The 255-nt window shown below is 52.2% G+C and carries 1 protein-coding gene; it reads left to right on the top strand.

Annotated features, from left to right (window positions below):
* A partial coding sequence (locus ACTD9P_RS30335) for a transposase (protein ID WP_438870527.1) occupies positions 1-255 on the top strand: 255 nt, incomplete at both ends.

Raw genomic sequence — 255 nt, 5'->3', positions numbered from 1 at the left:
GGTCGCCGCTGGCGGCGTGTTGAGTTGAGCCTGCAAACGGCGAATGACTCAGGTGATTTGGTAATGTGGTTTTGGAGCAACCTGCCAGACACTGTCAGTGCTTGCCAAATAGCTGATTTATATCGTCGCCGCTGGAATATTGAAGGGATGTTCCAACGCCTTGAGTCGGCGCTGGAAAGTGAAATTAAAAGCCTTGGCAGTCCCAAAGCAGCTCTACTGGGCTTTGCTTCGGCGGTGCTGGCTTACAACGTTTTG

This window comes from Pseudomonas onubensis (assembly GCF_965653655.1).
Taxonomy (GTDB): Bacteria; Pseudomonadota; Gammaproteobacteria; order Pseudomonadales; family Pseudomonadaceae; genus Aquipseudomonas.
The sequence above is the reverse complement of the archived record's forward strand: the minus strand, read 5'-3'. Positions and strand labels throughout refer to the sequence as shown.